The sequence below is a fragment of the Synechococcus sp. R55.8 genome (genome assembly GCF_047461895.1).
In the GTDB taxonomy this organism is placed as follows: Bacteria; Cyanobacteriota; Cyanobacteriia; order Thermostichales; family Thermostichaceae; genus Thermostichus.
This window is the reverse complement of the sequence record NZ_JANSIB010000127.1, coordinates 1-7088: the sequence shown is the minus strand read 5'-3', so window position 1 is coordinate 7088 and position 7088 is coordinate 1. Positions and strand designations below refer to the sequence as shown.

Annotated in this window: 7 protein-coding genes and 1 pseudogene; 4 read left to right on the top strand and 4 right to left on the bottom strand. The window is 60.1% G+C overall.

Annotation, left to right across the window (positions count from 1 at the left end):
- The 3 genes from NW829_RS11310 to NW829_RS11300 all read left to right on the top strand — a co-directional run.
- Nucleotides 1-1289, top strand: a 1289-nt coding sequence (locus NW829_RS11310) for a GNAT family N-acetyltransferase (protein WP_414417116.1), incomplete at its 5' end; no start/stop codon positions are given.
- 48 nt (nt 1290-1337) lie between these two features.
- Nucleotides 1338-1955 (top strand): Npun_F5749 family FMN-dependent PPOX-type flavoprotein, encoded by a 618-nt coding sequence (locus NW829_RS11305; RefSeq protein ID WP_414417115.1) that lies wholly within the window; start codon nt 1338-1340, stop codon nt 1953-1955.
- Nucleotides 1956-2295: 340 nt separating this feature from the next.
- Nucleotides 2296-2769, top strand: a complete 474-nt coding sequence (locus NW829_RS11300; protein WP_414417114.1) for a hypothetical protein — start codon at nt 2296-2298, stop codon at nt 2767-2769.
- Nucleotides 2770-2801: 32 nt separating this feature from the next.
- Here the strand turns inward: NW829_RS11300 and folD are convergent, their stop codons facing one another.
- The 3 genes from folD to xseA all read right to left on the bottom strand — a co-directional run bounded on the left by folD (nt 2802) and on the right by xseA (nt 5261).
- The gene (gene folD / locus NW829_RS11295; protein ID WP_414417113.1) at nt 2802-3671 is read right to left on the bottom strand and encodes a bifunctional methylenetetrahydrofolate dehydrogenase/methenyltetrahydrofolate cyclohydrolase FolD; all 870 of its coding nucleotides are present in this window, start codon (nt 3669-3671) and stop codon (nt 2802-2804) included.
- A 92-nt stretch (nt 3672-3763) separates the two neighbouring features.
- Complete coding sequence (gene xseB / locus NW829_RS11290) at nt 3764-4000, bottom strand: exodeoxyribonuclease VII small subunit (protein WP_414417112.1); 237 nt, start codon at nt 3998-4000, stop codon at nt 3764-3766.
- On the bottom strand, nt 3981-5261 hold the full coding sequence (gene xseA, locus NW829_RS11285; protein ID WP_414417111.1) for an exodeoxyribonuclease VII large subunit: 1281 nt from the start codon (nt 5259-5261) through the stop codon (nt 3981-3983). Before xseA ends, xseB begins: the two co-directional genes overlap by 20 nt.
- Before the next feature lie 73 nt (nt 5262-5334).
- On the opposite strand from xseA, the gene NW829_RS11280 reads away from it, so the two are divergent.
- A complete protein-coding gene (locus tag NW829_RS11280) occupies nt 5335-6477 on the top strand; it encodes an AI-2E family transporter (protein WP_238376832.1) in 1143 nt (380 codons plus the stop codon).
- Nucleotides 6478-6722: 245 nt separating this feature from the next.
- On the opposite strand, the pseudogene NW829_RS11275 reads toward NW829_RS11280, so the two are convergent.
- Nucleotides 6723-7088 (bottom strand): annotated as a pseudogene (locus tag NW829_RS11275) (hypothetical protein); the annotation flags it as partial.

The window sequence follows — 7088 nt, the reverse complement described above, 5'->3', positions numbered from 1 at the left end:
CGCCTGCGATTGGCATGGACAACACCACAGCAAAACCTGACCCGGATTCCGAAGCCCCCATTGGTGCCCCTGACCTGATCATTCGCCCCGCCCAACTGGGGGATCTGGAGGCTGTGGAAGAGATTTTGGCGCAAGCCTTTGATGAAGAGTACAGCAGCCGCTCGGTGGATATTCGTCGCCAAGTGCGGCGGTTGCGCCAGTGGTATGGGCCCCTGAAAACCCTGACCCTGTTTCCCAATCGCTTCCAGCACATGTTTACAGTGCATGTGGCGGAGCTGAAGGGCAAGATTCAGGGGGTGATTCAGGTTTCCCCCTTCAACCATTCCCGCAGCACCTGGCGGGTCGATCATATCGCAGTGGCGCCCTCTGCCCAGCGACAGGGGGTGGGATCCCGGCTGCTCAAGCACTGCATGGAGCACTTTCGGGAAGCTCGCACCTGGATCCTGGAGGTGAACATCCACAACAAGGGGGCAATGGCGCTCTACCGGCGCAACGGCTTCCAACCCTTGGCTCAGATCACCTACTGGTCGATTCCAGCCGATATTCTGGCAGCTCTCAGCCAGCACGAGCCCAAATTGCCCAACCTGGTGCCGGTGACCAACCGGGATGCCTATGCCATCTACCAACTGGATACGGGATCCATGCCGGCCACTGTGCGCCAGGTGTACGACCGTGAGGTGAACGATTTTCGCACTAGCCCACTGGATTGGCTTTTGGAGCAGGCCAAATGCGCCATTAGCCAGACGGAGCGGGTGGAAGTGTGTGTTTACGAGCCCGAACGCAAAACCGCCATCGGCTACTTCAACTTGAAGTTGGATCGCACCGGGCAGCAACCTCATGTGGCCAAGCTTACGGTTCACCCTGCCTACACTTGGCTTTACCCCGAACTCATGGCCAAGATGGCCCAGCTTACTCAGGCTCATCCGCCGCAATCTCTGGCCTTGGCCTCCACCGATTACCAGCCGGAACGGGAGGAGTTCTTGCTGAAGCTGGGAGCCCAGGATGTAGAGCGGACGTTGCTGATGTCGCGTTCGGTGTGGCACAAAATCCGCGAAAGCCGCTTCTTTAGCTGGGATAGCGCCTATCTCAACGCGGTGTTGCGGGGATTGCAGGTGAAGCAGCCGGTGCCGGAGCGGTTTGAGGGGCCACCGGAAGGCTGGCTGGAGCACCACTTTCATCCCATCAGCCCAACTGAGCCGGATCCCAGCTCTGGTCGCGTCGGCGGTGCGGAGTCCTCACCAAGGCACTCCAGAGACTCCCAATCTGAGACTTCTCCACCCCCTAGCTAAGGGAGAGAGAGCCCCAATCCTGGCTTGCTTGCACCTTGCGAAAAACGGATGAAAGACCCGAAGGGCAATTCTACTGCGGATCCCTCTTGGCGGGCGCTGATTCAGGCGGCACTGCACCGGAACCGTAGCGATCCCGGTGTGCGGTATTTGCAATTGGCCACGGTGGATCCCCAGGGGCATCCGCGCAACCGCACGGTCGTTTTCCGGGGGTTTTTGGGCGATACCGACCGCATTCAATTGGCGGTGGATAGTCGCAGCGAGAAGATCCGACAAATTGCCCACTGCCCCCAAGCCCAGATCTGCTGGTATTTCTGCAAAACCCGCGAGCAATTCCGCATCGCTGGCACCCTTGAGGCCATCGCCGCCGATCATCCGGATCCCCAGGCCCAGCGCCAGCGGCAGCAGTTGTGGCAACAGATATCGGAAAAAGGACGGCTCCTCTGGTTTTGGCCGGAACCCAAAGGGCCGCTCGCCCCGCCAGAGGCTTTTATTCAAGAGTTGCCGAAAGAGAAAGATCTGCTGCCTCCGCAGACCTTTGTGGCTTTACTGCTGGAGCCAACGGAGGTGGATCACCTACAGCTTAAGGGGGATCAGATCTATCCCCAATTGCGGACGGTGTACGAGCGCACTTCCAAAGGGTGGCAGCGTCGGGCTGTGAATCCCTAAAAGGGATCCAAACTTGCTTAGCCTGGTCTGGAGTGGGGGATCCCTTATTCCTTGTTCCTCCAAAGCACAGGGAATAGAGGAATGGACGTGTTAACGTAGCTGAACGATCGTGTTCTGCACGGTGGGGGCGTTATCCTCTGATGGAACTCTGTACGCGTATGGCTGGTCTATCAGGGGTAGGGCAGCAGTTGATGCCTTTTGTCTAACTCGACACGTATCACTTTGGCTTGCAGTGGTCTCGATGTGCGTCTTGATCTGCTCATTCGCTCAGGCTGTTGCCTCTTTTTTCGCCGGCGGCCCATTGCTGAACAGAGCTTTGAGGGGCAAGGGATCCCTAGTGTTGTCTGCCGCTCTGGTTGGGGTAGGGGTTCTCGTGCAGGGATTGAGGGCACAAACTCTGGAGAAACCGATGCTGGAAGCCTTGGAAGATTCTGTTGAGGGGAATGTTGTCCCTGTTCTGCCCTCAGAGCCTGTCTTATCCCCCCAGGCTGCCCCCACCTCCGCCCGCACAGGATCCTTTCGTGTCGGCAATCGCACGCCCCATCCGGTTCGGCTGGTGATCTTGATGCGCAGCGGCGAACGGATGATCAATCCGGAAACGGCCCACTGGGACTTTGCCCCTGGAGAGGGGGGGAGCGAGGGATTGCTGCTGAGCTTGGGAGAGGAACCGCTGCAAATCGGCCCCGGAGACATTGTGGTGGCTTTCGCCCTGGATGGAACCCGCCGCTATTGGGGGCCCAATGTGGTGGGAGAGTCTCTGGCCCCGTTTTGGGATGGGGAGAGCGGCTCCTGGTCGATGATCTTGCAGCCTTAGATGCTTTTGTACTGAATAGAACATCTTGTGGTTTATAACTGGCTGCGAAGTTTGTAGCTTTCTAGGGTGTTGGCCAGCAGCATCGTTACCGTCATCGGCCCTACGCCTCCCGGTACGGGCGTGATGGCAGCGGCCAACTCTTTGACCGCTTCATAGTCCACATCTCCCACCAGTTGCTCAGATCCGGCAGGGGTCTCGATGCGGTTGATGCCAACGTCGATGACCACCGCGCCGGGTTTTACCATGTCTGCCCTCAGCAAGCGGGGGCGGCCCACGGCCATCACCACGATGTCGGCGGCGCGGGTCACTTCCGCCAGATCGGGGGTGCGGGAATGGGCCAAGGTGACCGTCGCATCGGCGGCCAGCAACATCAGGCTCAAGGGCTTGCCCACCAAGATGCTGCGACCGACCACCACTGCCTTTCGGCCTGCAATCGGGATCCCTTCTGCCTGCAACAGGCGCATCACGCCCAAAGGGGTACAACTGCGTAGGCCGGGCTCGCCGCGCAACAGCCGGCCCAGGTTGAGGGGATGGAGTCCATCCACATCTTTGTCGGGATTGATGGCCAGAAGGGGGGGGATGGGATCCCAGCCGGGGGGCAGGGGCAGTTGGACGAGGATGCCATCCACCCGCTCGTCCTGATTGAGTTGGTCGATGGTGTCGAGCAAATGGGCAGGGGAGTCTTGGGCGGAAAAATGTCGGCCAAAAGAAGCAATGCCCAACCGCTCACAGGCCCGCTCTTTGCCACGCACGTAAGCCGCACTGGCGGGATCCTCTCCAACCCGCAGCACTGCCAATCCCGGTGGCCGCCCCACCTGGGGTATCCAAGCTTGCACTTGGGCGGCCATCTCCGCTTGCAAGCGGGCGGCTAAGGCTTTGCCATCGAGGATCTTTGCGGGCATGGGGGCGCAAGGATAAAGACAACCATCCAACGACCATCCATAGTGAAGCAGAATGGCGACAGCAGTGCAGGGGGAATGATCGGGTGGGATCCCTAGAACGCCTGAGAGTCTTCTTCCCCTTGGCCCAATTGCTCGATGATGATCTCCACCTGCTGCCGCTTTTGCTCTAAAAAGTCCGCGCAGGTTTTCAGGGTTTGGGCGGCCTGTTGAAAGCGCTCCACCACTTCCGCCAGATCCAGTTCCCCCGATTCAATCTGGGCAATCAAAGTTTCCACCTCGGCAATGGCTGCTTCATAGCGCCACGGCTCCTCACGTTTGCGGCGGCTCATGGCTCTCCTCTACTCGTACCCATAGGCTTCCCGAGGCCAGTTGTATCATCAGGCGGGTTTGGGGAGGCAGGCGATGGGTGCGGATCAGGGATCCCTCTTCATCTCGCACCAAGGCATAGCCCCGTTTCAGAATGGCTTCGGGATCGAGCGCTTGGAGGCGATCTTGCAGGGCCTGTTGGTGCTGTTGGTGTTGCCGGAGGCGATGGCGCACGGCTTGGAGCAGGCGATGTTGGCGCTGGGTCAAGCGCTCCTGGGCCTGTTGCAACAGCCGCTCTGGATGCACGTAGACCAAGTGGTGCTGGGCCTGCTGCAAACGCTGCTGGGCTTTTTCCAAAGCTTGGCGGGTGCGTTCGATCAACTTCTGGCGCAACTGGGATCCCTGACGCTGCAATTCCCCCAGATCCGGCACGATCCGCTCGGCAGCTGCCGTTGGGGTATGGGCGGCGTAGTCGGCAGCGTAGTCAGCCAGGGTTTCATCCCGCTGGTGGCCAATCCCGGTGACCACCGGGATCCGACATTCGGCAATGGCTCGCACCACCCGCTCATCGTTAAAACAGGCCAAATCTTCGCTGGCTCCACCGCCCCGCGCCAAAAGAAGCACTTCCGCCCGCCCATCCTGTTCCACCCGGCGAATGGCCCGCACAATTGATTCCGGGGCCGCCTCCCCTTGCACTTGAGCTGGGGAGAACAGCACCCGTAGCCCGGGGTAGCGCTGGTTGAGGGTGCGCCGAATATCTCCCCAGCCGGCAGCGTGGGGGGAACTGACGACGGCAATGCACTGGGGATGAACAGGCAGAGGTCGTTGGTTATCGAACAAGCCCTCAGCACTGAGGCGGGCCTTGAGCTGTTGAAATCGCAACGCCAACAGCCCTTCCCCGGCAGGCAGCAATTGCCAGATGACGAGGCGATAATGGCTGCCGCCGCTATAGATGCCAAGTTGCCCAAGGGCAAGCACCTGTTGCCCCACTTCCGGCCAGAAGCTGAGCCTGGAAGTTTGGCCCTGCCAGACCACCCCCTTGAGAACGTCACCGGTTTCCGGATCGACTAGGGTCAAGAACAGGTGGCCATTGCGGTTGCGCTGGCAACTGGAGACTTCCCCGCTCACCCACAGCCTGACCAAGTAGGGATCCCCGGCCAGCAGCGATTTCAAATAACGGGACACTCCCCCCACCGAGAGCAGGGGAGCTTCATCCGTGAGCAAAAACTCCATCCCACTGCTGCGGGCGGCTAAAGTCACTTCTGAAGGGACAGGATCGCGCATCCAGGGTTCTCGAATAGCGATGGGACTTGTCGGGATCCCATCTAGAATAGGCGACAACCGGGCGAGAGAGGAGGTGAGCTGGCGGGTGACCTTCGCCCAGTGGCTGGGGCTAGGGGCGCTGTTGGGCCTGCTAGTTCTGCTTTGGCAGATCCGGCAGATCCTGCTGTTGGTGTTCGCGGCCATTGTGTTGGCAGTAGCATTGGATACCTTGGCCCAGATCCCACAGCGCTACGGCTTTCGGCGTGGCCCCTCAATTGTCATCACCAGTTTGACGGTTTTGGTGGCCGCGATCTTGGTGGGGCTAATCGTGGTGCCCCCCCTGGCGGAGCAGTTGCGGTGGCTGTTTACCGATGGGGTGCCCGCCGGGATCGTGCAAGCGCAGCGGCTGTTCGAGAGCTTGATTCTCTCTTTGCCGACGGATATTGAGCTGCCGACGCTGCGGGAATTGGCCAATAGCTTGGTGCCCCAGGCCACCGAGTTGGTGCGACAGGTGCGCGACTTTTTCTCCGAGTCCTTCACTGCCTTTTTTGGCACCCTGCTCAACCTATTGTTTGTAATCATCCTCACCATTTTGTTGTTGGCGGATCCCCAAGCCTACAGTCGCGCTTTTGTCTCGGTTTTCCCGGCCTTTTACCGTCCCCGCATTCGCTACATCCTCAAGCGCTGTGAGCTGGCGCTGCGAGGGTGGCTGATGGGGATCCTGTTTACCAGCACCTTGGTGATGCTGCTGAGTGGGATCGGGCTGTGGATTTTGGGGGTGCCCCTGATCTTGGCCAATGCGGTGCTGGCGGGATTGTTCAACTTCATCCCCAATATCGGCCCCACCTTAAGCGTGGTAGCCCCCATGCTGGTAGCCCTCACGGATGCCCCTTGGAAGTCCTTGGCAGTGCTGGGGCTGTATATCCTGATCCAGCAGTTGGAAAGCAGCGTCTTCACCCCCATTGTTATGTCCCGACAGGTGTCGCTCCTGCCCGCCCTAACCCTAGTAGCTCAAGTTACTTCAGCCTTTTTCTTTGGGGTGCTGGGCCTGTTCCTGGCCGTGCCTTTGGCGGCAATCCTGCAGGTGTGGATTCAGGAGGTGCTAATTCGGGATGTCCTGGATCCCTGGCAGGGATCCCGATTGCGGCCCTTGCTCAGGTTGGAAAGTGGAGAGAATGGGATCCAGAGCTCCACCCAGGATCCCATCCCGCCGCCGCAATCGGTGCGAGATGGTTAAGGGAGCAATGCTCCTGGCTTGGCTCAGCCACACCAGCCTAGCTACGCGACCAAGAGAGCAGAAAGCGGTTCTTGCCCTGAAGGACTTGACCGGTATAAAGGCCCCGCACCGCTATCGCGAGCGAGAATCCAACAAGCGGCAACCGTGCGCCCAGGCAGAGGGGCATTGGGAGAACAGTGAGACCTACGGCCCGCTGCGCGAAGGGCATTCTATCAACTTTCTATCAACTCAAGGACTCCGTCCCGCTATTGCTCACCTGGCAAGGCCGGACTGTGGAGTCCCGGCGGGAAAAGCCGCAACCCCTGCTGGCGCACTCGCCGCTCCTGGAAAGGGATAGGGGTCACGCGCGGCAAAGGCGTAGCCACAGGCTGGGGAGTTGAAGTGGGGACAGGTTGTGGAGAGGGCTCAGGCGTAAGCTCAGGTTCGGGAGTGGCTACTACGGGCGGTGGCGTTGGAACAGCCGGGATCCCCTCTGGTGTCGGACGGGGGCGGCCCAGTTGAAAGCGCGGCTGGCGACGAGGTACAGGTGTGGGCGTCGCCTCTGGCGTTGGAGTCGGAGTGGGTGTGGGCGTCGGGCTGCGAGGGAGCGTGCGCGACGGACTTGTGTTGCG

Coding starts and splice junctions, on each gene's coding strand:
- NW829_RS11305 (WP_414417115.1), top strand. CDS start 1,338: ATGAAAGACCCGAAGGGCAATTCTACTGCGGATCCCTCTTGGCGGGCG.
- folD (WP_414417113.1), bottom strand. CDS start 3,671: ATGCCCGCAAAGATCCTCGATGGCAAAGCCTTAGCCGCCCGCTTGCAA.
- xseB (WP_414417112.1), bottom strand. CDS start 4,000: ATGAGCCGCCGCAAACGTGAGGAGCCGTGGCGCTATGAAGCAGCCATT.
- xseA (WP_414417111.1), bottom strand. CDS start 5,261: ATGCGCGATCCTGTCCCTTCAGAAGTGACTTTAGCCGCCCGCAGCAGT.